Origin of the sequence: Actinomadura sp. 9N407, assembly GCF_044326315.1 — a bacterium.
Lineage (GTDB): Bacteria > Actinomycetota > Actinomycetes > Streptosporangiales > Streptosporangiaceae > Spirillospora.
The window spans coordinates 34,058-55,818 of record NZ_JBIRAW010000049.1; the positions used below are offsets into that span (position 1 = coordinate 34,058).

The 21,761-nt window shown below is 71.4% G+C and carries 24 protein-coding genes; 16 read left to right on the forward strand and 8 right to left on the reverse strand.

Features of this window, described 5'->3' with window-relative positions; genetic code table 11:
* Positions 1 to 79: 79 nt before the first annotated feature.
* Both ACH34Q_RS43800 and ACH34Q_RS43805 read left to right on the forward strand, forming a co-directional pair.
* Complete coding sequence (locus ACH34Q_RS43800) at positions 80 to 1,930, forward strand: bifunctional sugar phosphate isomerase/epimerase/4-hydroxyphenylpyruvate dioxygenase family protein (RefSeq protein WP_395989160.1); 1,851 nt, start codon at positions 80 to 82, stop codon at positions 1,928 to 1,930.
* A gap of 52 nt (positions 1,931 to 1,982) precedes the next feature.
* Positions 1,983 to 2,663: a TetR family transcriptional regulator gene (locus ACH34Q_RS43805; RefSeq protein ID WP_395989161.1), complete on the forward strand. Its 681-nt coding sequence runs from the start codon at positions 1,983 to 1,985 to the stop codon at positions 2,661 to 2,663.
* 12 nt (positions 2,664 to 2,675) lie between these two features.
* Here ACH34Q_RS43805 and ACH34Q_RS43810 read toward each other — a convergent pair whose 3' ends face one another.
* Positions 2,676 to 3,338 carry a response regulator gene (locus tag ACH34Q_RS43810; RefSeq protein WP_395989162.1) on the reverse strand — a complete coding sequence of 221 codons (663 nt, stop codon included), beginning with the start codon at positions 3,336 to 3,338 and terminating at the stop codon, positions 2,676 to 2,678.
* Entirely contained in the window at positions 3,335 to 4,555 is a 1,221-nt protein-coding gene (locus tag ACH34Q_RS43815) for a sensor histidine kinase (RefSeq protein WP_395989163.1), read from the reverse strand. Before ACH34Q_RS43815 ends, ACH34Q_RS43810 begins: the two co-directional genes overlap by 4 nt.
* 134 nt (positions 4,556 to 4,689) lie before the next feature.
* Here ACH34Q_RS43815 and ACH34Q_RS43820 point away from each other — a divergent pair, with 134 nt between their 5' ends.
* The 5 genes from ACH34Q_RS43820 (at position 4,690) to ACH34Q_RS43840 (ending at position 8,168) form a co-directional block, all read left to right on the forward strand.
* Positions 4,690 to 5,598: an ABC transporter ATP-binding protein gene (locus tag ACH34Q_RS43820; protein ID WP_395989164.1), complete on the forward strand. Its 909-nt coding sequence runs from the start codon at positions 4,690 to 4,692 to the stop codon at positions 5,596 to 5,598.
* Positions 5,595 to 6,455, forward strand: coding sequence for an ABC transporter permease subunit (locus ACH34Q_RS43825; RefSeq protein ID WP_395989165.1), 861 nt, complete (start codon positions 5,595 to 5,597; stop codon positions 6,453 to 6,455). The genes ACH34Q_RS43820 and ACH34Q_RS43825 overlap by 4 nt, the downstream gene beginning before the upstream one ends.
* A gap of 185 nt (positions 6,456 to 6,640) precedes the next feature.
* The gene (locus ACH34Q_RS43830) at positions 6,641 to 7,090 is read left to right on the forward strand and encodes a helix-turn-helix domain-containing protein (protein ID WP_395989166.1); all 450 of its coding nucleotides are present in this window, start codon (positions 6,641 to 6,643) and stop codon (positions 7,088 to 7,090) included.
* Positions 7,087 to 7,485, forward strand: coding sequence for a DUF4180 domain-containing protein (locus ACH34Q_RS43835; RefSeq protein ID WP_395989167.1), 399 nt, complete (start codon positions 7,087 to 7,089; stop codon positions 7,483 to 7,485). Before ACH34Q_RS43830 ends, ACH34Q_RS43835 begins: the two co-directional genes overlap by 4 nt.
* 23 nt (positions 7,486 to 7,508) lie before the next feature.
* The gene (locus tag ACH34Q_RS43840; RefSeq protein ID WP_395989189.1) at positions 7,509 to 8,168 is read left to right on the forward strand and encodes a formylglycine-generating enzyme family protein; all 660 of its coding nucleotides are present in this window, start codon (positions 7,509 to 7,511) and stop codon (positions 8,166 to 8,168) included.
* A gap of 78 nt (positions 8,169 to 8,246) precedes the next feature.
* On the opposite strand, the gene ACH34Q_RS43845 is transcribed toward ACH34Q_RS43840, so the two are convergent.
* Together ACH34Q_RS43845 and ACH34Q_RS43850 are read right to left on the reverse strand one after the other, a co-directional pair.
* On the reverse strand, positions 8,247 to 8,915 hold the full coding sequence (locus ACH34Q_RS43845; protein ID WP_395989190.1) for a response regulator: 669 nt from the start codon (positions 8,913 to 8,915) through the stop codon (positions 8,247 to 8,249).
* Positions 8,916 to 8,947: 32 nt separating this feature from the next.
* On the reverse strand, positions 8,948 to 10,159 hold the full coding sequence (locus ACH34Q_RS43850) for a sensor histidine kinase (protein ID WP_395989168.1): 1,212 nt from the start codon (positions 10,157 to 10,159) through the stop codon (positions 8,948 to 8,950).
* A gap of 306 nt (positions 10,160 to 10,465) precedes the next feature.
* On the opposite strand from ACH34Q_RS43850, the gene ACH34Q_RS43855 reads away from it, so the two are divergent.
* Entirely contained in the window at positions 10,466 to 11,008 is a 543-nt protein-coding gene (locus ACH34Q_RS43855) for a hypothetical protein (RefSeq protein WP_395989169.1), read from the forward strand.
* A 99-nt stretch (positions 11,009 to 11,107) separates the two neighbouring features.
* Positions 11,108 to 11,671: a dihydrofolate reductase family protein gene (locus ACH34Q_RS43860; protein WP_395989170.1), complete on the forward strand. Its 564-nt coding sequence runs from the start codon at positions 11,108 to 11,110 to the stop codon at positions 11,669 to 11,671.
* 36 nt (positions 11,672 to 11,707) lie between these two features.
* Here the strand turns inward: ACH34Q_RS43860 and ACH34Q_RS43865 are convergent, their stop codons facing one another.
* Positions 11,708 to 12,445 (reverse strand): SDR family oxidoreductase, encoded by a 738-nt coding sequence (locus ACH34Q_RS43865; protein WP_395989171.1) that lies wholly within the window; start codon positions 12,443 to 12,445, stop codon positions 11,708 to 11,710.
* Between the two features lie 161 nt (positions 12,446 to 12,606).
* On the opposite strand from ACH34Q_RS43865, the gene ACH34Q_RS43870 reads away from it, so the two are divergent.
* The 4 genes from ACH34Q_RS43870 (at position 12,607) to ACH34Q_RS43885 (ending at position 15,835) form a co-directional block, all read left to right on the forward strand.
* Entirely contained in the window at positions 12,607 to 13,470 is an 864-nt protein-coding gene (locus ACH34Q_RS43870; protein WP_395989172.1) for a helix-turn-helix transcriptional regulator, read from the forward strand.
* 95 nt (positions 13,471 to 13,565) lie between these two features.
* Complete coding sequence (locus tag ACH34Q_RS43875; protein ID WP_395989173.1) at positions 13,566 to 14,192, forward strand: dihydrofolate reductase family protein; 627 nt, start codon at positions 13,566 to 13,568, stop codon at positions 14,190 to 14,192.
* Between the two features lie 24 nt (positions 14,193 to 14,216).
* Positions 14,217 to 14,552 (forward strand): YciI family protein, encoded by a 336-nt coding sequence (locus ACH34Q_RS43880; RefSeq protein ID WP_395989174.1) that lies wholly within the window; start codon positions 14,217 to 14,219, stop codon positions 14,550 to 14,552.
* Positions 14,549 to 15,835, forward strand: coding sequence for an RNA polymerase sigma factor (locus ACH34Q_RS43885; RefSeq protein WP_395989175.1), 1,287 nt, complete (start codon positions 14,549 to 14,551; stop codon positions 15,833 to 15,835). The genes ACH34Q_RS43880 and ACH34Q_RS43885 overlap by 4 nt, the downstream gene beginning before the upstream one ends.
* Before the next feature lie 190 nt (positions 15,836 to 16,025).
* On the opposite strand, the gene ACH34Q_RS43890 is transcribed toward ACH34Q_RS43885, so the two are convergent.
* Complete coding sequence (locus ACH34Q_RS43890; RefSeq protein WP_395989176.1) at positions 16,026 to 16,604, reverse strand: helix-turn-helix domain-containing protein; 579 nt, start codon at positions 16,602 to 16,604, stop codon at positions 16,026 to 16,028.
* A 91-nt stretch (positions 16,605 to 16,695) separates the two neighbouring features.
* Between ACH34Q_RS43890 and ACH34Q_RS43895 the strand changes: the two genes are divergently transcribed.
* Both ACH34Q_RS43895 and ACH34Q_RS43900 read left to right on the forward strand, forming a co-directional pair.
* Complete coding sequence (locus ACH34Q_RS43895) at positions 16,696 to 17,703, forward strand: NAD(P)/FAD-dependent oxidoreductase (protein WP_395989177.1); 1,008 nt, start codon at positions 16,696 to 16,698, stop codon at positions 17,701 to 17,703.
* Entirely contained in the window at positions 17,700 to 18,905 is a 1,206-nt protein-coding gene (locus ACH34Q_RS43900; protein ID WP_395989178.1) for an MFS transporter, read from the forward strand. Before ACH34Q_RS43895 ends, ACH34Q_RS43900 begins: the two co-directional genes overlap by 4 nt.
* 164 nt (positions 18,906 to 19,069) lie before the next feature.
* Here the strand turns inward: ACH34Q_RS43900 and ACH34Q_RS43905 are convergent, their stop codons facing one another.
* Positions 19,070 to 19,804 carry a hypothetical protein gene (locus tag ACH34Q_RS43905; protein WP_395989179.1) on the reverse strand — a complete coding sequence of 245 codons (735 nt, stop codon included), beginning with the start codon at positions 19,802 to 19,804 and terminating at the stop codon, positions 19,070 to 19,072.
* Positions 19,805 to 19,979: 175 nt separating this feature from the next.
* Here ACH34Q_RS43905 and ACH34Q_RS43910 point away from each other — a divergent pair, with 175 nt between their 5' ends.
* Positions 19,980 to 21,242 carry a LuxR C-terminal-related transcriptional regulator gene (locus ACH34Q_RS43910; protein ID WP_395989180.1) on the forward strand — a complete coding sequence of 421 codons (1,263 nt, stop codon included), beginning with the start codon at positions 19,980 to 19,982 and terminating at the stop codon, positions 21,240 to 21,242.
* Here ACH34Q_RS43910 and ACH34Q_RS43915 read toward each other — a convergent pair.
* A complete protein-coding gene (locus ACH34Q_RS43915; RefSeq protein WP_395989181.1) occupies positions 21,191 to 21,703 on the reverse strand; it encodes a flavin reductase family protein in 513 nt (170 codons plus the stop codon). The two genes, ACH34Q_RS43910 and ACH34Q_RS43915, sit on opposite strands and share 52 nt — an antisense overlap.
* Between the last annotated feature and the right edge of the window lie 58 nt (positions 21,704 to 21,761).

Consider the following 21,761-nt stretch of genomic DNA (forward strand, 5'->3'; position numbering starts at 1 on the left):
GGTTGTGGCTTGACTCACATGGCACAATGTACGAACTAGTCCGTACTTGCACAAGGGCCGAGCTGGGAAGGTACGGGAGATGCGCAGATCCATCGCCACGGTGTCATTGAGCGGTTCGCTGGCCGGCAAGCTGACCGCGATCGGCGCGGCGGGCTTCGACGGTGTGGAGATCTTCGAGAACGATCTGATCGCCGGCCCGATGAGCCCGGAGGACGTGCGGAGCCGGGCCGCCGATCTGGGGCTGTCCATCGATCTGTTCCAGCCGTTCCGCGACTTCGAGGCGGTGCCGCCCGCCCTCCTGGCCCGCAACCTGCGGCGGGCCGAGCACAAGTTCGCCGTGATGGAACGGCTCGGCGCCACCCGGCTGCTGGTCTGTTCGAGCGTCTCCCCCGATTCGATCGACGATGACGAGCTGGCGGCCGAGCAACTGCGGCTGCTGGCCGAACGGGCCGCGCAGCACGGCATCCGGATCGCGTACGAGGCGCTGGCGTGGGGCCGGCATGTCGACGACTACCTGCACTCCTGGCGGATCGTACGGATGGCCGACCACCCCAACCTGGGGGTCTGCCTGGACAGCTTCCACATCCTGGCCCGGGACGTGGACCCGTACGCGATCGAGACCATCCCGGCCGAGAAGATCTTCTTCCTCCAGCTGGCCGACGCTCCCCGGCTGCCGATGGACGTCCTGTACTGGAGCCGGCACTACCGCTGCTTCCCCGGCCAGGGCGACCTCGACGTGGCCGGACTGGTCGCGCACGTCCTGCGGGCCGGATATCGCGGGCCGCTGTCGCTGGAGGTGTTCAACGACATCTTCCGGCAGGCCGCGTCCATGCGTACCGCCCAGGACGCCATGCGCTCGCTCATCTCACTGGAGGAGGCCGTCGGCGAACGGCTCGATGGCGCGTCCCGTCCGGCGACCCTCGCCTCGCCGCCACCGCCGGTGGTCCCGACCGGCTTCGCCTTCGCCGAACTGGCCACGCCGAGCACCGGCCCGCTGGGCGATCTCCTGACCGCGCTCGGCTTCACCCGTACCGGAACGCACGCGCACAAGCCCGTCGAGCTGTGGGAGCAGAACACCGCTCGCATCCTGCTCAACACCGGAAGCACCGAGAGCCAGGACGGCCCCGCGCTCAGCGCGATCGGCCTGGAATCCCCCGATCCGGGCGCCTCTGTCAAGCGCGCCGGATCGCTGCTGTCACCCGTTCTACCCCGGATGCGGGACCCGCACGACGCGCCGCTGGACGCCGTCGCCGCACCGGACGGCACCGAGCTGTTCTTCTGCCGGACCGCGCACGCCGACCATCCCAGCTGGACCGAGGACTTCACCGGCAGCCCGGGCGCCGTGGCCGGCGAGATCACGCACATCGACCATGTGGCGCTCACCCAGCCGTGGCACCACTTCGACGAGGCCTCGCTGTTCTACCGCAGCGTCCTCGGCCTGCGGCCGCACGACAGCCTGGAGCTGCCCGACCCGTACGGCCTGCTGCGCAGCCGGGCGGTCTCCACCGAGGACGGCCGCGTCAGGATCGCCCTCAACGTCGCCTACGTCGGCGCGCACGACAGCGCTCCGGACGTGGCCTGGCAGCATGTCGCCCTCGCCAGCGGCGACATCATCGCCACCGCGCGCCGCGTCCGCGCGGCCGGTGCGGCGCAGCTGGCGATCCCCGACAACTACTACAACGATCTGGAAGCGCGCCACGACCTGGGCTCCGAACGGCACCGGCTGCTCCGCGAACTCGGCCTGCTGTACGACCGGGACGAGCACGGCGAGTTCCTGCACTTCTACACCGTCACCACCGGCCGGGTCTTCTTCGAGATCGTCCAGCGCACCGGCGGCTACCAGGGGTACGGCGCCGTCAACGCCCCGATCCGGCTCGCCGCCCAGCACGCGCACGGTCTGCGGCGGGGAAGCGCCTCGCGCTCGTCCTAGGAGGGCTCGTCCTAGGATGGAACGTCCGAAGGCAGCCGTCCCGTGGAGTCACATGTCGTCCCAGCCCGTCACGCCCGCCTCCGGGGGACGCCAGCGCGACGCCGAGCGCACCCGGGCCGAGATCCTCGAGATCGCGCAGCGGGAGTTCGCCAGGCACGGGTACGCGGGCGCCCGGGTGGACGAGATGGCCGCGCTGATGCGCACCACCAAGCGGATGATCTACTACTACTTCGGCGGCAAGGAGCAGCTCTACATCGCCGTACTGGAACGGGCGTACAGCGAGGTCAGGGCCGCCGAGGCCACCATCGACGTGCAGCATCTGGCCCCGGTCGAGGCGATCCGCACGCTGGCCGAGCTGACCTTCGACCACCATGACGCGCACCAGGACTTCATCAAGCTCGTCGGCATCGAGAACATCCACCAGGCCGAGCACCTGCGCAAGTCCGAGGTGCTGTCCAACCTCGGCGCGCCGGCGGCCGGGCTCATCTCCCAGATCCTGGCCGCCGGACGCGCGGCCGGCGACTTCGTGACCGGCGCCGACGCCGTGGACGTGCACATGATGATCAGCGCGTTCAGCTACTTCCGGATCTCCAACCAGTACACCTTCGGTGCCCTGTTCGGCCGCGAGCTGACCGCCCCGGAGCACCGCGACCGGCACCGCGAGATGATCGGCGAGATGGTCGTCGCCTACCTGACCGGCGCCGGCCGCCGCACATCCCCCGGTCATGCCTGATCCGGGTCGGCCTCAGTTCGCGGACGGTGCCACCAGGCCGGCCTCGTAGGCGAGGATCACGAGCTGGACCCGGTCGCGGGCGTCGAGCTTGGCGAGCAGGCGGGTCAGGTACGTCTTGGACGTGGCGACGCTGATGGAGAGCCGCTCCGCGATCTCCGTGTTGGACAGGCCGCTGCCGACCAGGGTCAGGACCTCGCGTTCCCGGTCCGTGATGCCGCCGAGCTCGACCCGCCGCGGCGGCGCCGCCTGGGGACGGGCCGTGAACTCCTTGATCAGCCGGCCGGTCACGCTCGGTGCGAGCAGCGCGTCCCCGGCGGCGACGATCCGTACCGCGGCGAGGATGTCGTCCAGGGCCATGTCCTTGACGAGGAAGCCGGACGCGCCCGCGTGCAGCGTCCCGTAGACGTAATCGTCGTCGTCGAACGTGGTCAGGACCACGACCCGGGTCGCGTCGGTCCTGGTGGTGATCAGCCGGGTGGCCTCGACGCCGTCCATGCCGGGCATCCGGATGTCCATCACGACGATGTCAGGGGCGAGCTCCTCGGTCAGCCGTACCGCTTCGGCACCGTCCCCGGCCTCGCCCACGACCTCGATGTCGTCGGCGTCGGTCATGACCATCTGCAGGGCGGCGCGAACGAGGGGCTGGTCGTCGGCGAGGACGACGCGGATGGTCACGCGGCCCCCGCCGGTACGGGCAGCCTGGCCGCGACCAGGAAGCCGCCCCCGGGACGCGGCCCCGCGGTGAAGGCGCCGTCCAGCAGGGTGACCCGCTCGCGCATGCCGACCAGTCCGTACCCGGTGTTCGTGCCGGTGCCCCCGCCCTTCCCACGGTCCGATACCTCGATGGCGATCTCGTCCTCTCGGTAGTCGACCCGTACGCGGCAGGCATCGGCGCCCGAGTGCCGTACGGCGTTGGTCACCGACTCCTGGACGATCCTGAAGGCCGTCAGGTCGATGTCGGCGGGCAGCGTCCGGCGCGTGCCCTGCCACCACACCTCCACGCGGATACCGGCGGCCGTGGTCGTCGCGGCGAGCCGTTCCACGTCCGCCAGTCCGGCGGCCGGTCGCAGGGGCGTTTCCATCCGGTCGCCGGAACGTTCCGGGTCCTCGTCGGCCTGGCGCAGCGCGCCGAGCAGCCGCCGCAGCCCGGACAGCGTCTCGCGGCCCGCCTTCTCCACGGTGATCATCGCCTCGCGGGCCCGGTCCGGCTGGGTCTCGACGACCCGGGCCGCGGCGCCGGCCTGCAGGGCGATGATGCCGATGCTGTGGGCGACCGTGTCGTGCATCTCCCGCGCGATGCGCAGCCGTTCGGCGGTGACGGCCTGGGCGGCGGCCCGCGCGTGCAGCTCTTCGGTGTGGGCACGCGCCTGGTGTACCGAGTTGCCGATGAGCCAGGCGATGGCCACGACCAGGACCATGTACGGCTCGGAGTCCGTACCGGAGCCGATCCCCATGACCGCGCGCATGATGAGATAGCCCACGAGGACGCCGACCGCCGCGCCGGCCGCGATGAGCGAGCCCCGCCGGGACCTGGTGGCGGCGACGTAGCAGAGCGCGACGCTCACTCCGAGGAACTGGATGGACGGGATCTCGTCCTGGCGCCAGGCGACCGTCTGGACGACCGTTCCGGCGACCACCAGGCCGTACGCCGCGAACGCCCGGCGGCGCAGCAGCACGCCGCCGGCCACGACCAGCGCGAAGGCGAGGGCGAGCAGCGCCTGTGCTCCGGGCGAGTCCAGACCGTCCCGGGGATAGCTGGTCGAGTACATCTGCCGTGGCGGCCTCAGGACGTACTCGACGATCGGATACACCGCCGCCGTGACCCAGAGCAGAGCGACCCAGAAGCCCGCCGATATGCGCTTGAGCAGCGGAAGGGACGGCGAAGCGGACATGCCGTCATCGTAAGCGCGGGCTCGTGGTGCCGTCGTCGACCCGGGGTCGTACAACCACGGTCGACACCCGGGCCCCGCGATTGTCAGCGCCGGTCCGACGACGGGACGGGGTCCCCGGCGGCACCGTTGTCCTCGTGATCGAAGTCAACGAACTAACGAAGCGCTACGGCAAGGCGAACGCCGTCAAGGACCTGACCTTCACCGTGCGGCCCGGCCAGGTGACCGGGTTCCTCGGGCCGAACGGTGCCGGCAAGAGCACCACGCTGCGGATGATCCTCGGCCTGCACGAGCCGTCCAGCGGCACGGTCACCATCGACGGCCGCCCGTTCCGTGACCGCCCCCGGGGCCTGCGCCATGTCGGCTCCCTTCTCGACGGGCACGACGTGCACGGCGGGCGAAGCGCGGTGGCGCAGCTCACGGCCCTGGCCCGCAGCAACCGCATCCCGCGGCGCCGGGTCGACGAAGTACTGGAGGAGGTCGGCCTCGCCGAGGTCGCCCGGCGCCGCATCGGCGGATTCTCGCTCGGCATGAAGCAGCGGCTCGGCATCGCCTCCGCCCTCCTCGGCGACCCCCCGGTGCTGCTCTTCGACGAGCCGCTGAACGGCCTCGACCCCGAGGGCGTGAAGTGGGTACGCGACCTGTTCGGGCGGCTCGCCGCCGAGGGCCGCACCGTGTTCGTCTCCAGCCATCTGATGGCGGAGATGGAGCACACCGCCGACCAGCTGATCGTCATCGGCCGCGGCGAGCTGATCGCGGCCGAGAGCCTCGCGCAATTCTCGGCCCGCGGCACCCGGCAGAGCGTCACGGTCGGCACGCCCACCCCCAGCATCCTGGGAGACCTGCTGCTGGCCGCGGGCGCGGCCGTTCACACGGACGGCGAACTGCTCACCGTGACCGGGCTGACCGCGGCCGGGATCGGTGCGATCGCCCAGGAGCACCGCATCATGCTGCATCACCTCAACGCCTCGTCCGCCTCCCTGGAAGAGGCGTTCATGGAACTCACCGCCGACAGCGTCCAGTACCCCGCAGGAGAGAACCGATGACCGCGACATCCGTACCCGCCGCCGGAATCGCCGCCACCGGAACCGGCGCGGCCGAGCCCCGCCCCCGCTTCCGCGACCTGGTCGCCGCCGAATGGGTCAAGCTCCGCTCGCTGCGCTCGACCTGGATCGCGTACGGGGCCACCGCCCTGGCCGTCATCGCGATCAACGCGGGCACCGCCTACGACACCTACAGCCACTGGTCGCAGCAGGGTGCGGAGGGCGCGGCCGCCTTCGTCCGGGACGGGATCCCGCTGCAGACCGCCTTCACCGCGAACGCCACGATCGTGATGGCGCTCGCCCTCGCCACCATCGGTTCCCTCGCGATCATCGGCGAGTACAGCACGGGCACCATCCGTACGACGTTCGCGGCCGTTCCCGCCCGCCGTTCGGTGATGGCGGCCAAGGTCGTCGTCGTCGCGGCGGTCACCACCGCCTTCGGCGCGCTCGTCGCGGGGATCTCGTTCGGGCTGACGCAGGCGATCCTCGACGGCCGTGGCGTCGGGATCTCGATCGGCGATCCGGGCGCGCTGAGCGTCGTCGCCGCGTCCACCCTCCTGGCGCCGGTGTGCGCGCTCGCCGGCCTGGCGCTCGGGACCGTCATCCGGCAGACCGCGACCACCATGATCGTCGCCGTCATGGTCATCCTGGTCCTGCCCATCGTCTTCAGCGACGACCGCCACTGGTCGGCGGTGGCCGGGCACGCCCTCCCCTACCAGGCATGGCTCCGGCTGGTAGCGGCCGATCCCGCCCCGACCGCCTTCCCCTGGACGACGGGCGGAGCCTGGACGGTCTACGCCGTGTGGGCGCTCGCGGCGGCCGTACTCACCGTCATCAGCGTGCACCGCCGCGATCAGTGAGCTTCCCGGCCCGCCGGGCGAGGGCGGCGGCCTCCTGGCCGCCGCCCTTGCGGCGGAACCCCCCGGGGCATGACGCACCTCGCTCCTCAGTGCACTCCCTAAAATTACGCAAAAGCCCTCTCATTAGGTATGTTGAAGGTAGTTTACGGTGCCCGCTTCAGGGCTGATCTTGTGAGGGCGTCAGGGTGCGGCAGGCCTACTACTCGGTGGACCAGGTGGCGGAGCTGCTCGGGCTGCACGTCAGGACGGTGCGCGGCTATGTCCGGGACGGGCGGCTGAAGGCGACCCGGGTCGGCAGGCAGTACCGGATCACGCGCGAGGACCTGGAGGCGTTCACCGGCGTCCCCGCCCCGCCGGCCGCTCGCCGTACGCGCCACTCCGAGGTCTCCGGGATCGTCCAGGTCGACGCCATCTCCCCCGAGGAGACGACCCGGCTGAGCAACACGATCGTGGCCGTCGCCCAGAGCCGGCGCGGCGACGGGGGCGCCGACCATCTGCGCGTGGAGACCGTCTACGACGAGGAACGGGCCGCACTCAAGATCGTCGTGCTGGGCGGGCTGGCCGTCGTGGCCGACCTGCTCAAGGTCATCGACGCACTCCTCAGCGAACCTCCGGAAGGACCACGATCCCGATGACCGACGTACTCCAGGACCTCGCCGGGACGTCCGTGTTCATCTGCGCCCCGGACGGCGCGCCGCTCCTCGACGAGCGCGACGCGACCGACCTGATCGGCAACGCGTCCTATGCCGGCGCCGCCTGGACCGTGATCCCCGCGGAACGGTTCACCGACGACTTCTTCCGGCTGCGGACCCGGCTCGCGGGCGACATCGTCCAGAAGTTCGTGACCTACCGGATGGGCCTCGCCATCATCGGGGACATCTCCCGGCACACCGACGGCGGCACGGCGCTCCGGGACTTCGTCCGCGAGAGCAACCGCGGCACGCAGCTCTGGTTCCTGCCCGACATCGACGCGTTGCGCGTACGGCTTGAGCGCGTACGGCTTGAGCAGGGCGCGCAAGGTCCGCGATGAAGCTCGGAACGTTGGACGAGCGCATGATCGGTATCCCCGCCGGGGAGATCGTCCTGCTGGACGAGGGCACGCGCACGACCTGGAACGTCCAGGTCGAGCCCTTCCTGCTGGGGTCGACGCCGGTGACCCGTGAGCTGTACGGCGCCGTACAGAACGAGGTGCCCGGGCCCACGGCAGGCCCGCAGACGCCGGTGACCGAAGTGTCCTGGCTGGACGCCCTCCAGTTCTGCAACCTGCTGTCAGAAGCAGTGGGGCTCAAGCCCTGCTATTCGATAGGCGACGACCCCGACGGCCTGGACGTGACCTGCGACCGGGAGGCCGGTGGATATCGCCTTCCGTCCGAGGCGGAGTGGGAGTACGCGTGCCGGGCCGGGACGTCCGGCGCCCGCTACGGGGACCTGGAAGACATCGCCTGGTATCGCGGGAACTCCGGCGGCCGGGTCCATGACGTCGCCACCCGCGCGCCGAACGCGTGGGGGCTGCACGACATGATCGGCAACGTGTGGGAGTGGTGCTGGGATCGCTACGATCCCCAGATCTACGGCCCGTACCGCGTGTTCCGTGGGGGCGGCGCGGATGACCAGCCGCGCGGGTGCCGGGCGTCGTGCCGCCGCAAGAGCCACCCGACCCTGCGCATCGACGACCTCGGGTTCCGGCTCGCCCGCACCGCCGGCCTCCGTTGACTCGTGGCGTGTTCGCCTCTGGCGTTGTCGTTCCAGGCGAACACGCCACGAGTCAACACCCTGGGGACACGACACCGGCTAGCGCGGTCGCGGGATCCCGGCCAGGCCCGACTGGTAGGCGATGACGACGAGGTGGGCGCGGTCGCGGGCGCCGAGCTTCGCCATGGCGCGGTTGGCGTGGGTCTTCGCCGTGGCGGGACGCATCGCGAGGCGGTCGCCGATCTCCTGGTTGGACAGACCCTCCGCGACCAGCGCCACGACCTCCCGCTCGCGGCCGGTGAGCGCGGCCAGCAGCTCCGGCTCGACCGGTGCCCGGCCGCCGCGGCTCGTGAACGCCGAGATCAGCCGCCTGGTCACCCTCGGCGCGAGCAGCGCGTCGCCCGCCATCACCGTCCGGACGGCCTGCCGCAGCGCCTCCGGGTCGATGTCCTTGAGCAGGAAGCCGCTCGCGCCCGCGTGCAGGGCCCCGAACACGTACTCGTCGTCGTCGAACGTCGTCAGCACCACGACCCTGGTCGCGGCGAGCCGGTCGTCCGCCAGCAGGAGCCGGGTGGCGGTCAGGCCGTCGGTCCCGGGCATCCGCACGTCCATGAGGACGACGTCGGGACGGTGGGCCCGCGCGAGCGCGACCGCCTCGTCGCCGTCGGCCGCCTCGCCGACGACCTCGATGTCGTCCGCGCGCTCCAGCAGCACCCGGAACCCGGCGCGGACCAGCGTCTGGTCGTCGGCCAGCAGCACCCGGATCACAGCGTCCGCATCCTCCGGCGATCGTTCCCGCGTCATGCCGTCCCTTCGCCGGGCAGCCACGCGCGCACCCGGAACCCGCTCCCGGCGGCGCCCGCCGGACCGCTCCGCCCAGCCTCGACCCAGCCGCCCAGCCCGGCCGCCCGTTCGGCCATGCCGCGCAGCCCGTGGCCGCCCGGGCCGCCACCGTCGCGCCCGTGACCGTCCCGTCCCCTGGGCGCGCCCCCGTCGTCCCGTATCTCGAGGTCGAGGCCGCCGTCACGGTACCGGACGATCACCTCGACCAGCTCGGGATCACCGTGCCGGAGGGCGTTCGCCAGCGCCTCCTGCACGATCCGGTACGCGGTCAGCTCCACCAGCCGCGGCATCGGCCGGGCGTCGCCCTCGGTCCGGAGGTCGATACGGGGCCCTGCCTCCCCGTACGCGCGCACGAGCCGTGGGAGTCCGTCGAGGCCCGGCGCCGGAGCGGCTCCCTCCGCCTCGTCCTCGTCCCGCAGCACGTGGACGGCCGCCCGCAGCTCCCGCAGTGCCGCACCGGCCGTACGCCTGACCTCCCGCAGCGCCTCGCGGGCCGCGGCGGGGTCGTCGTCGAGCAGTTCGGCCGCCACGCTCGACTGCACTCCGATCACCGTGATCGTGTGCGCCGACACGTCGTGCAACTCGCGCGCGATCCGGATCCGCTCCTCGGCGACCCGCTGCGCGGCCTCGTACTCGCGCCGCTCCGCCAGGGCCACCAGCCGCCCCTCGTACTCGTCGAGCCTCGCCCGGCGGCTGCGGACGGCGTCGCCGAGCAGCAGCATCGCCACGAACACCACCGTCGACCCGTCCAGGACGGCGTCGAACGGCCCGACCCCGGAGTCCTCCGACCGCGTCAGCGCGTCCGCCGCGATCAGCAGGACTGCCACGGCGAGACCCGCCCGCCGCCGTGGCGCGGCGGCCGCCGAGTACAGCGCGATCCACACGGCGACCGCGGGTGCCCCGCCCGGATAGTCGCGCATGTGGTACGCCAGCCACAGCAGCGACACCGCGCCCAGGACGAGCGCGGGCCGGCGGCGCCGCGCGGCCAGGCAGACGGCCATGGCGACACCGAGCCCGAACGCCCACCCGTCCACGGCTCGGTCGCCGGGCTCCAGCGCTCCCGTGCCGATCCGGTAGGCGCTCGCTGCAGCGGCGACCGCGCAGACCGCGGCGTCCAGCGCCCACGGCATCCGGCGCGCCCACCCGGCGAGATCCACGCGCGGCGCCACCGGCCTCCTCATCAAGCCCGCCCCCTCCGGCATACCGGCACTACGCGCTCGTCAATGCCGGCCTGCGGTTCACACGGATCGCCAGAGAAGAGGTCAATCCGGAACGTACCGCGGACGCGGTAACGGCGCTGCAGCGAACGCGGTACCGCTAAGCGCTCCCAGGGCCGATGGAACGCGGCGCGCGTTCTCCTAGCGTTCGATGCACGGCCGAAACGCATGGCCGAATACTCGGCCGTCGTCGGAGGCCGCGAGGGATGGAGACGTGACATGTCAGATGCCGTCCAGCCGGACGAGAGAAGCCGGCCCATGGGAGACGCCGGAACGTTCCCCGGCCTCCCCGACCTGCTCCGGACGTTGCCGTGGATCCCGGCCACCATCGCCGCCATCGTCGTGAACCTGCTGCTCGGCGGCCTGGGCCGCCGGTTCGACTACGGCGGCATCAGCGGCTTCAGCACGACCAACTTCGGATGGATGGCGTTCGCCCTCGTCGGCGGGATCGTCCTCGCCTGGCGGCTGGCCGGCCGCCCGCAGTCGCCGCTGGGGGCGATCCGGCCCCTGATCGCCCCGGTGACGGCCTACGTCACGTGTTTCGCGCTCGTCACCCTGAGCGCGCTGATCTTCCTGCCGGACCAGTCCCTCGCCGAGACCGTGACGACGGACGCGCCCGGACGCTCGGTCGCCGTCGCCTTCCTGGTCCTCGTCGTGGCGGTCGCCGTCGAGATCACTCGGCTGATCGCACGGCGGGTACGGCGGGCACAGCACGGCGGCGCGGACGGCCCTGAACGCGGCGGCGGTGCCGGCGACGCGCGCGGGCCCCAGCACGGTGAACGTTCGCGGTCACCGCTTTAGGCAAGCCGTAGGAGTTCCGTAAGTGGGGTCCGCCAAGGTGAGGGCACAGGAAGAGAGCGGGGCCGATGGGGCCCGGCGGATCCCGGAAGGAAGCACCTCATGCGCAAGTTCAAGCTCCAGGTCCAGACCACCGTCGACGGCTACATGGCCGGCCCGAACGGCGAGATGGACTGGCTGACGTTCGACTGGACCGACGACATCAACGCCTACGTCGACGCCCTCACGAAGCCGGTCGACTGCATGGTGCTGGGCCGCAAGCTGGCCGAGGGGTTCATCCCGACGTGGGAGGCCGGGCCCGAGGGCGAGACCCAGGAGTCCATCGACCAGATGAACCGGATCCCCAAGGTCGTCATCTCCGACACCCTCACCGAGTCACCCTGGAAGAACGCCGTCGTCGCCGGCGGCGACCTGGCCGAGACCGTGAACGGGCTCAAGTCCCGGCCGGGCGGCGACATGATCGCTTACGGCGGCGGCACGCTCGTGTCGAACCTGATCGCCGCCGACCTGCTCGACGAACTCCACCTGTTCGTCAACCCGACCGCGATCGGCACCGGGATGCCCGTGTTCCCGAGCGGCGCGTACCAGCGGCTCCGCCTCGTCGCCGCCACACCGTTCGACTGCGGGATCGTCGCGCTGCGCTTCGAGCCGAAGCGCGAGTCCTGAGCTTGCCGAGCTCGCCGAACTCCCCGGCACCGGCCGTCAGATGATGCCGCCGTTGGCGTGGACGACCTGGCCGTTGATCCAGTGGCCGGCCGGGGAGGCGAGGAACGCGACGACCTCGGCGATGTCGGCGGGGGTACCGAGCCGTTCCAGCGGGGGCTGTGCGGCCAGCCGGGCCACGGTCTCCTCGTCCTTGCCGTCCAGGAACAGGCCGGTCGCGGTGGGTCCGGGGGCGACGGCGTTGACGGTGACGTCCCGGCCGCGCAGCTCACGGGCCAGGATCAGCGTGAGCGCCTCGACCGCCCCCTTGCTCGCGCTGTACGCGCCGTACCCGGGGAAGGCCAGGCCCACCACGGACGTGGAGAACGTGATGATCGTCCCACCGGGCCGCACCTTCCGGGCGGCCTGCTGGGCGATGGCGAACGTCCCGCGGATGTTGGTGCGGTACAGCGCGTCCAGTTCCGCCAGGTCCAGGTCGGCGATGGGCGCCAGGTGCATCCGGCCGGCGGCGTGGACGACGACGTCGACACCGCCGTACTCGGACTCGGCGGCGGCGAAGAGCCCGGCCGCCTCCCGCTCCTCGGCGACGTCGGCCTGGACGGCGACCGCGCGGCCACCGGCCGCGGTGACCTCCTTGACGGCCTCCTCCGCCAGGTCGCGGGCACCGGCGTAGCCGACCACGACGGCGAACCCGTCGGCGGCCAGCCGGCTCACCGCCTGGCGGCCGATACCGCGGGATCCGCCGGTGACGACGGCGACGCGGGGGTGAGCCGGCATGGCTCGGCTCTCTGATGAGAGGGACATGGTGACTCCTGCAAGGGTCGGTGATCGCGGTCCCCTCCACGATCGGCCAAGGCTCCATGCCCAGCCAGGGCCGTGTTCACCCTGGGGTCACCGTCCCCTGGCTCCGACCTCGGGCGATGGGCGACGATGGGGGTGTGAACCTTCCCGAACTGGCCGTTTTCCTGAAGTCCCGGCGCGATCGGGTCCGGCCGGCCGACGTGGGCCTGCCCACCGGTCCCCGCCGCCGGGTGCCCGGCCTGCGCCGCGAGGAGGTCGCGCAGCTGGCCGCCCTGTCTGCGGACTACTACACCGAGCTGGAACGCGGGCGCGGCGTCCAGCCCTCGGCCCAGACCCTGGCCGCCCTCGCCCGGGCGCTGCGCCTGGACGGCGACGAACGCGATCACCTGTTCCACCTCGCCGACCGGCCCGTCCCCCTGGTCGCGCACGGCCCGTCCACGCACCCGCGGCCTGCCCTGCTCGGCCTGCTGGACCGGCTCACCACGACCCCCGCCCAGATCATCACCGACCTGCACGAGCCCCTCGTCCAGAACGAGCCGGCCGTCGCGCTCCTGGGACGCGCTCCGGCGGTACGCGGCCCGGAGGCGAGCTTCGTTCACCGCTGGTTCACCGACCCCGCGTCCCGCGCGATCTACCCGGTCGACGATCACCCGCACCATTCACGGGTCTTCGTGGCCGACCTCCAGGCGGTCGCGGCCAAGCGCGGCCGTGACAGCGAGGTGGCCGGGCTGGTGGCCGCGCTCCGCCGCCGCAGCGAGGAGTTCGCCGCCCTGTGGGACACCCATGACGTCGCGCTGCGCCGTACCGACCACAAGCGCATCGTCCACCCCGCGCTGGGCATCATCGAACTGGACTGCCACAGCCTGTTCAGCGAGGACGGACGCCAGCGCCTGCTGTGGTTCGCCGCCCCGCCCGGTACCGAGGGCGCGGCCCAACTGGATCTGCTGTCGGTCATCGGCACTCAGGACATGACGGCCTCGTTCCGCGAAAGACGTTCGTGAACGGGTCGCTGTCGATTGGGGACGGTCTCGTTCGCCGTATCTGGTGAGGGCATCACCAACCGATGCCCTGCGGCGGTACGAACCGAGGAGTCGACATGCGGAAACTGATGGTGACCACGTTCATGTCCCTGGACGGGGTCATGCAGGCACCGGGCGGCGCCGATGAGGACCGCGAGGGCGGATTCGAGCACGGAGGCTGGGCCGTGCCGTACTTCGACCCGCAGCTGATCGAGGTGATGACCGCGGTGGCCCGTCGGGCGGGCGCGCTCCTGTTCGGGCGCAAGACCTACGAGGGTTTCGCCGCCACCTGGCCGCTGGCCGAGGCCGACGACCCGATCGGGTCGCGGATGAACACCCTGCCCAAGTACGTCGCGTCGCGGACGCTGGACAGCGTGTCCTGGCAGAACTCGACGCTGCTCACCGGCGACGTCGCCGAGGCGGTCGGCCGGCTCAAGCGGGAGGAGGGCGGCGAGATCCAGGTCCACGGCAGCGGCGGGCTGATCCAGACGCTCATCGGGCATGATCTGGTGGACGAGTTCCACCTGGTGGTGTTCCCGGTGCTCATCGGCTCCGGCAAGCGGCTCTTCGCGGAGGGGACCGTCCCTGGCGGTCTCAAGCTGGTCGACACCGCGACGTCGGGCACCGGCGTCCAGATCAGCACCTACGCGCGAGCCGGCAAGCTCGAATACGGTGCGATGGGCCCGGAGACCGGCAACTGGTGATCGTGTGACCCGGAAGGAAGCCGCATGCCGCAGTACGCGATCCTGATCTACGAGAAGGAGACCCCCGGCGGGGTGGCCGACATCCCGCCTGAGGTCATGGAGGCCAACCTGCGCGCCGGGGACCGGATCGCCGCGATGGGCGCGCGGGTCGTCAACGAGCAGGGGCTGCAGCCCAGCGCGACCGCGCGGACGATCCACAAGGGCGGCATGGTCACCGACGGCCCGTTCCTGGAGAGCAAGGAGGTCATCGCCGGGTTCTTCGTGGTGGAGGCCGCGGACCTGGACCAGGCGATCGCCATCGGCCGGCTGCTCCCGATCATGGACGGGGCCGTCGAGGTACGGCCGCTGCTCGCCGAGTGACCTCGGTCCAGGAGGCGATCGCCGACGCGCATCGCCGCGAGTGGGCCAGGGTGCTCGCCGCGACGGTACGCGTCACGCGCGATCTCGACCTGGCCGAGGAATGCGTGCAGGACGCGTACGTCGCCGCGCTCAAGGAGTGGACGCGCGGCGGCGTACCGTCCAGGCCGGGTGCCTGGCTGACCACCGCGGCCCGGCACAACGCGCTGGACGTCCTGCGCAGGGCCACCACGCTGCGGTCGAAGCTGCACCTGCTGGTGGAGCCGGAGGCGAGTCCGGGGCTCCCGGCGGGAGGCGACGACCGGCTGCGGCTGGTCTTCCTGTGCTGCCACCCGGCGCTGGCCGCCGAGGCCCAGGTCGCGCTCACGCTGCGGCTGGTCTGCGGTGTGACGACCCCGGAGATCGCGAAGGCGTTCCTGGTCTCGGAGCCGACCATGGCGGCCCGGATCACCCGGGCGAAGAAGAAGATCGCGGCGGCGGGGATCCCGTTCCGGATGCCCGGACCGGACGAGTTGCCCGGCCGGCTGGACGCGGCCCTCACCGCGATCCACCTGCTCTTCACCACCGGCCACACCGCACCCGGAGGGCCCGGGCTGACCAGGAACGACCTGGCCGAACGCGCACTCGACCTGGCACGCCTCCTTCGTGACCTGATGCCCGACGAGCGCGAGGCCAAGGGTTTGCTCGCGCTGCTGCTCACGAGCCACGCTCGCCGATCCACCCGTACGGGCGCGGACGGGCGCCTGCTGTTGCTGGAGGAACAGGACCGTTCCGCCTGGGACCGCCAGGCCATCACCGAGGCACACGACCTGGTCCTGGGAGCGCTTCGCGGCGGCGATCCCGGCCGCTTCGCCCTGCAAGCGGCCATCGCGGCGCTGCACGCGACCGCACCGACGTACGACGACACCGACTGGGACCAGATCCTGGTGCTCTACGACGAGTTGCTGAAGGTCTGGCCCTCACCGGTGGTGGCGCTCAACCGTTCCGTGGCCGTCGCGATGGTCAGCGGACCGGCGACCGCGCTGGCCGAGATCGAGTCCCTCGAACGCGACGCGCGGCTCACCGGCTACCGCTACCTGCCGGCGATCAAGGCCGACCTGCTGCGCCGCCTGGGCCGTACCGAGGAGGCCGCCGCCGCGTACGAACGAGCGCTCACCCTGACCGGCAACGAAGCCGAACGCGCCTTCCTCACCGCCCGCCTCGCCGAGACGCCCCCGGTTCCGCGTCACGACGTCACCTCGAACCACACCGTGACCCGCCGATCGCCGAACGCACCCGCCCCGTAACCCCACGCGTCCGACAGTGACAGGGCCTTGGCCTCAGCCACCGCGCGAGCGCGTTACCTGGCCGGTGCGGCGAAGCCGAAGGCGAGCCTCACCGGTCAGATCGCGAAGCGATGCCGCGCTCGCACAAGAACCGGTCAGGTACGAGCCGCCAGGCGAGTACCTGGGCCGGGACTTTGAAACACAGCGGAGGTCAGCGTCGTGGGGTGCGGAGGTGGATGCGCTCGCCGGACTTGCCGAAGAGGCTGAGGACCTCCACGGTTCCGCGCCCTGCGGCGCCGAACCAGTGCGGGATCTGGCAGTCGAACTCGGCTGCTTCGCCGGCGCCCATGACGAAGTCGTGGTCGCCAAGCTTTACGCGAAGCCGCCCTCGCAGGACGTAGAGCCATTCGTGGCCCGCGTGTGTTCGTAGGTGCGGTTCCTCATCGTGGGCCGGGATGATCATTTTGTAGGCGCGGGGTTCGCCTTGCTGTCGCGACAGCGGGATCAGCACGCGGCCGTCCCTCTTGGTGGGTTGTTGAGGCACCCGTGGGTCGACGATGCGGGGCGCGGCGACGATCTCGTCGAGCGGAACGCCCAGAGCCGCCGTGATCGGGAGAAGCAGCTCGAGGCTGGGCTTGCGCTGGCCTGATTCGAGCCGGGACAGGGTGCTGGTCGAGATTCCGGTGGCGCGAGCGAGGTCGGCCAGGCTGCGGTTCTTCTTCTCGCGGGCATCGCGCAGGCGCGGTGCGATCTGTTCGATCACGGCGCCGACGCTGGGCTGATCGTTCACAGCCGGCAGTCAACCAATCCATCCCGGAAACGGCAACGATAGTTGTCGATCCCGGCGCCTCCGTCGGATCCTCTCCGCGGAGGTGGTCCACATGGATACGACGACGAACGCACCGGGTGAACCGCAGGTAGAAGACGTCTGGGACAGCGTCATCATCGGCGGAAGTGCCGCCGGGCTGTCAGCCGGCCTCGTACTCGCGAGGGCACGGTTCGCCACCCTGGTGCTCGACAGCAAGGCCCCCAGGAACGGCCCCGCAGCGCACATGCACGGGTACCTGACCCGCGATGGCATGGCGCCCCGCGACTTCATCGCTGCCGGGCAGGAAGAACTCTCCGGTTATGGCGCCTCGATCGTGCAGGCGACCGTGGCCGAGGCAGAACGCGCCACCGATGGCACATTCGTCCTGCGGCTCGCCGACGGGGGCACCGTTCGTGGCAGGGCGTTGCTGGTGGCCACGGGGTTGACCGATGAGCTGCCCGACATCCCCGGACTGGCCGAGCGGTGGGCATCGGTGGTGCATCACTGCCCCCACTGCCATGGCTACGAGGTGAGCGGCCGCAAGATCGTGGTGATCGGCTCGGCCATGGGTGCGTCGTCGGCACATCTGGCGGCGCTCATGCGCCGCCACAGCACCTCGGTGACGCTCTGCGTGAACGGAGCCGAGCTCGAGGAGACCGAGCGACAGCGCCTGACGGCCTACGGCGTGAACGTCATCGACGCGCATGTGGAGCGAGTCTCAGCACAGGCACAGGCACAGGCACCGGCGAGTGAGGGCGAGCCGTCGGTCATCGTCGAGCTGGACACCGGGAAGTCACTCAGGTGCGAGGCCATCTTCGTCGCACCCCGCCCGGCGCCCCATGACGCCATCCTGACCACGCTCGGCGCCCAGACCGATCCGGCGAGTGCCCTCGTCACCGTCGACACCTCAGGGGCCACGAGCGTCGACGGCTTGTGGGCGGCTGGGAACGTGGTCAATCCGCGCGCCCAGGTCGTCACCGCTGCCGGTGCCGGCTCCGCGGCGGGTATCGCCATGTCGAGCTGGCTGCTGGAACGCGAACTGTCCGGGGCGGTCACAGAGCTCGGGGGCGAAGGCCGATGACCGGCACCACCACGGAGACGTCCCGGAAGTCCATGTCCGGCAGACTGCCTGCCGGCGTGTACTTGCTCGGGTTCTGCCTGTTCGCGATGGGAAGCGCGGAATTCCTTCTGGCCGGCGTCCTCCCAGCGGTGGCGGCCGACCTGGACGTATCACTTCCCTCGGCCGGATACCTGATCACCGCGTTCGCGCTTGGCGTCGTGATCGGCGGCCCACCGTTCGCCGTGCTCAGCCTGCGTTGGCCACGACGCACCGCGCTGATGGCGGCTCAGGGGGTCTTCGCGGCCAGCATCGCCGCGGGATTGCTGGGCGACTACACGGTCCTTCTCCTCACCAGGGCGGTCGCGGGTGTCGCCTACGCCGGCTTCTTCGCCGTCGCAACGGTGACCGCCATCAGCCTGGTCAACTCAGACCGGAACGCCCGCGCCTCGGGCGTTGTGGTCAGCGGTCTCAGCGTCGCCATGGTCGCCGGTGGCCCAGCGGGCACTCTCTTGAGCCACTTCACCCAGTGGCGAGGAGGCTTCTGGGCCGTCGTAGCCCTCACTCTCGCCGGCATCGTCGGCTGCTTGCTCATGATCCCGAACGCGAACCCCGGACATGCCTCGGCCGCTCGGCCCACGGTTTCGCAAGAACTGGCCGCCATCCGCGACCCGAGGCTCTGGGGTATCTGGGCGATCACCATCCTCACGACCGCCGCCTACATGGTCACCTACAATTACCTCGCCGCGATGCTCTCCGACATCACTCGGCTGATGGAAGCCTGGATCCCGGCGGTTCTCGCGCTCTTCGGGATCGGCGCCTTCATCGGCCTCTCAGTCGGTGGCCGCATCTCTGACCGGCGGCCCCACGCCGCGATGTTGTCCGGAGCCGCGGCCATAGCGATCCTGTCAGCCGGGCTGGCACTCGCCATCCACCAGAGTCGGGCAGTGGCTCCTACCGTATTCCTGCTGGGCATCGCGGCCTTCGTGCTGAACCCGGCCCTCTACGGCCGGGTGTTCGCACTTGCCGCGCACGCACCTACTCTGGCCGGTGCCACGACCGTCTCAGCGTTCCAACTGGGCATCAGCATCACCCCCGCCCTTGCGGGGATCGTCCTCACCCAGGGAGTCGGTCTCACCGTTGTCTGTGTGGTCGGAGCCGTCCTCGCCATCAGCGCGATTCCGCTGATCCTCGTCGACCGTGCACACGAGGGCCGGCGGCCATGACCCACTCGAACAGCCCGCTCAGCCTCGAGAAGCGCCGGCGTTCGGTCGAGCGCTGCCGAACTCGGCCGATCGCACACGTCACGGCTGACGCGGGCCCCCACCCCTCCCCTACGCCGCTCGCCCCGTCCGGGCGCCGACGGCTGCCCGCCCCTGTGATCCGCCTATTAGCCCCCCGGGGAGGCCACCTGGGCGGCCACCTGGAAGCTCCGCCCGCACTCCGGGCACGCGGTGCTCCCGAACAGATGGAGCAGCCGAGCCATGATCTTCGAGCGCCCGGCGGCCTCGGCCGCGAGGTAGAGGCGGCGCCCCAGGGGTTCGAGATCGTCCGGAGCCACCGGCACCACCTCACCCTCGGCCTCGGACTCGCCTCCGATGACATAGAGGTAGAACCGAGGTCCGTCGAGGATGATGTGCATGAGCCCATCACAATCCTCGCAGTACAGCTCGAACTCTCCATGGGCGAGAGCGAAGAGCCGCTCGCTCCAGACCGGCACGTCCTCGAAGGCCAGGATGGACTGGAGCAGGTCGAGAAAGTCGGACTCCCGGCCTTCGCCGCCGACCGCCTCCAGTGTCTCCTCGGCCAGCCGCAGCAGCTCCGCGATCTCGGCCGCGTGCTCGGCGCGGACGTCCCCCAGCCCGTGGTCCTGATGCGCACCGGCCACGATGCTCCCGGCCAGCGACAGGGGCCACAGCCGGTCGGCCGGTGCCCAGTCCCGCGCGAGCTCCGTCAGCCGGGGCAGCGCGGCGAAGCTCGCCGAGTAGACCGTCCCCTGGTGACAGATGGCCGACCACAGCTCCGTCCACACCTCCGCGTCCTCGTCCGGGACGAGCCGGTCGAGCATGCCGGGTACGTCGTCCGCGCGTCCGTAGGCGTGCCTCAGTTGCGTCCAGTCAGTCATGATCGAAATTCAAACAGCCCGCCTCCACGACCGAACGGCCTTCACGGACATTGGTGATGACAAGAAACCGCCCACCACCCCGAATTCGCTCGTGGAGTGCGGCACCATGCCGTGCGGGTCCGTTCAGTGGAACGGGGGGCTGTACTCGCAGCGGATATGTCATCAGTATTCGGTAATGGAAGACGGTCCGCTCGTGCGGTTCCCGGACGACCACGGGGCGGCGGTAGAGGCCGTCCCGGACCTGGTGAGGCTGGGGATCAGCCTCGTCAACGCCCATGACCTCGACGATTTCGGCCGGCTGTACATCGACGCGGTCGGGGGACTCGTCGCGGGGAGGGCCGCCTGCTACCTGGTCGACGCGGCGACCGAACGGCCCCGGCCGGTCAGCGCTCGCGGGGTCGGCACGGGGTACCTCCAGGCGTACGAACGGTTCGGCCGCGACCGCGACCCGGTGCACCGGGAGGCGCTGGCCCGGCGGCGCGCGGTCGCAGATCATCTGCTGATGCCCGCCGACCGGTGGACGGAGTTGCCGGTCTTCCGCGAGGTCTTCCGTCCGGCGGGCCTGGCCCGCCTCATGATGGTGCCGGTCCTGGCCGGCGACCGGCTGCTGGGCACGCTGAACTTCGGCCGCGACCGGTCGGCGCCGCCCTTCGACGCCCGGGAGCTGGCGGTGGCGGACACGCTCGCCGCGATCTTCGGGGTGGCGATCACCGGCTTCCAGGCCCGGCTCGTGGCGCAGCGCGAATCGGCCGCCGTCTGGGAACCGCTGGAACGCGGCCGCGATCCCCTGGTGCTGTTCGCCTCTGGGCTGCCGCCCCGTCCCAACGCGGCGGCCAGGCGGCTGCTGGCGGGGATCCGGGATGCGGCGCAGGCGCTGGCCGCACTAGGCGACACCCGGTACCTCGCAGGGACGGGGCCCGCGCGCCTGCCTGTCACCCAGGACGACGGCACTCCCGCGTCCCTCGCCGGTCACCCGCTGCAAGCGGGGAACGGGGAGCGCACGCGGATCTTCCGCCTGCGGCTGGACTCCGGCGCCGCTCCGGTCCGTCCGGGCAGCCTGGGCGCTCCGGGCGGTGCCGGCGCTCCGGGCGCGCCGGGCGGTTCCGATAGGGCGGCGGCGCTCGCCGGGCTTCCCGCACATGTGGCCGCGGCGCTGACCGGCCGGGAGGCGGACGTGGCCGCGCTGGCCGGTCAGGGCCTGCGCGACACCGAGATCGCGCAGGCCCTGCACATCAGCGTGTACACGGTGAAGCAGCACCTCAAGTCCGCGTACGGCAAGCTCGGCGTCCGGTCACGGGTGGAGCTGACCCGGCTGCTGGGCCCGCCCGCCGACGGCCCATCCGCCGACCCGCCGCCTGCCGACGGGGCGCCCGCCGACCGGCCGTCCTATCCGGCCGGACCGCCGGACACCGGGTCGCCGGACACCAGCCGGGCGTAGCCGCCCTGGTAGAAGACCAGAGGGCCGTGACCTCGCTCGACGCCGAGTGCCGTCACGCGTGCCGAGACGAACCAGTGGTCGCCGTAGCCGGTCACCTCGTCCAGCACGCAGTCGATCCAGGCGTGCACGCCGGCCAGGATCGGCGACCCGGACGGTGACCGGCGCCAGGTCACGCCCGCGAACCGGTCACCGTCCCTGGCCGCGAAGCGGGCCGACAGGTCCTGCTGGTCCTCGTCCAGGACGTTGACGCAGAACCGCCCGGCCGCCTCGATCGCGGGCCAGCTCCGCGAGGTCTTGGCCGGGAAGAAGCCGATCAGCGGCGGGTCGAGCGACACCGAGGTGAAGCTGCCGATCGCCAGCCCGTGCGGGACGCCGGCCGAGGAGGCCGTCACGACGACGACACCGGTCGGCAGGTGCCCCAGGACGCGGCGGAACGTCCCGTTGTCAGGCGGCTGATGCATGAATCCCTCCGCACGTCGCGGGTGGCTACTCGATGGACAGGGCCTACTGGATGGACGG